The sequence below is a fragment of the Herbaspirillum sp. B65 genome, from assembly GCF_000333555.1.
GTDB lineage: Bacteria > Pseudomonadota > Gammaproteobacteria > Burkholderiales > Burkholderiaceae_D > Herbaspirillum > Herbaspirillum rubrisubalbicans.
Map to the genome: position 1 here is coordinate 1 of NZ_BADI01000844.1, position 1755 is coordinate 1755.

Sequence of the window (1755 nt, forward strand, 5' to 3'; positions counted from 1 at the left end):
CACCAGCCCTGACGCGCGCCTTGCCACCACGCCTTCTGGGGGCAACGCATCTCGCAGATTAAATGTGAACAGGCCCTAGTCACCCCGTAAGCGGGCTCAACGCAAGGCCGCGTTTTCCTTCAGCGCCTTGGCCTTGTCTGCCGTCTGCTGTTCCAGCGGTCCCAGATCGTCCAGGCTATGTTCATCCCAGCCCCCGCCGAGCGCCTTGGCCAGCAAGACGCTGGCAGCCATGCGGCGGTTGAGGATGTTCAGCGAAGTGAGCTCGGCCGACAGCGCGGTGGCCTGGGCCGTGATGACGTTCACATAGCTCACCGTACCGGCCTTGTACTGGTTGGTCACCAGCGTGACCGCCTGGCGCGCCGCCAGCAGGGCTTCATGCTGCACCGCCGCCTCCTGCTCCAGGATGCGCAAGGCGGCCAGGTTGTCTTCCACGTCCTGGAAGGCGGTCAGCACCGTCTGCTTGTAGGTCGCCACCGTACCGTCATAGTTGGCAATGGCCTGATCCGTGGCCGCTGCGCGCGCACCACCATCGAAGATGCTCTGCGCCAGTTGCGGCCCCAGCGACCATACCCGGCCTGGCAGCGTGAACCAGTCGGAGAAGGTAGAACTCTGATAACCGCCCGAGGCCGACAAGGTCAGGCTGGGGAAATACGCCGCCTTGGCCACGCCGATCTTGGCATTGGCTGCGGCCACGCGACGTTCGGCGGCGGCCACATCGGGGCGGCGTTCCAGCAGCATTGAGGGGACGCCCTGCGGCACCGGCGGCGCCACTGCCGTCAAGGGACGGCGCGGCAGCGAGAATTCGGCCGGGGTCTTGCCCACCAACAGCGCGATGGCGTGCTCGACCTGGGCGCGGGTGACGCCATTGTCCAGCGCCGAAGCCTGGGCCGACTTCAACTGGGTCTGCGCCTGGATCACGTCGGACTTGGCTACCATGCCCGCCGCGTACTGGTTCTGCGTGACCTGCAAGGAGCGCTGGTAAGCCTGTACCGTGTCTTCCAGCAATTGCTGCTGGGCGTCCAGCACGCGCAATTGCAGGTAGTCTTGCGCCACCTGCGCCTGGGCCGACAGGCGGGCCGCAGCCAGGTCGGCGGCACTGGCCTGGGCACTGGTCTGGCTGGCTTCGACGTCGCGCCGCACCTTGCCCCAGAGATCGGGTTCCCAGGCCGCCGTGAGCGAGAAGGTGTAGGAATTGCGCACGCCGCCGGCGCTCGCACCATTGGTCGAGCCGCCATTGCCGGAAGACGATCCCGCCGACCCCGAACTTGCCCGCGAGGCACCGGCAGAAGCTGAGAGCGTAGGCGAATAGGCCGAGCGTGAGCTTTGCACCAGCGCCACGGCGCTACGGAAATTGGCTTCAGCCAAGGCCAGGTTCTGATTGGAAATATCCACCTGCGCGATCAGCGCATTCAATTGCGGATCGCCAAACATTTCCCACCACTTGCCATCGGCGGTCAAGTCGCGCGGCTGGGCCGGTTTCCAGTTCTGGCCTTCCTTGAACACGGCCGGGCCGGTGTCCATCTGCGGGCGCACGTAATCGGGGCCGACCGAGCAGGCGGCCAGCGCGCAACTGGCCAGGAGCACGGCCAGCANGGGCTTGAGTTTGAACGGGTGTGGTTGCATCATGCGTTTCTCCATGGCGGCAGCTTCAGGCCGCCGAAGGTTCTGTCTTTGTCTTGCGGCCNAAGCGGCGCTTGCTCCAACTGCTTAAGCGTTCCATGTACAGGTACACCACCGGGGTGGTATAGAGCGTCA

At 65.4% G+C, this 1755-nt stretch carries 1 protein-coding gene; it reads right to left on the reverse strand.

Annotated elements, in window-relative coordinates:
- Nucleotides 1-96: 96 nt before the first annotated feature.
- Nucleotides 97-1626, reverse strand: coding sequence for an efflux transporter outer membrane subunit (locus I5W_RS20095; RefSeq protein ID WP_044530557.1), 1530 nt, complete (start codon nucleotides 1624-1626; stop codon nucleotides 97-99).
- Nucleotides 1627-1755: the final 129 nt, after the last annotated feature.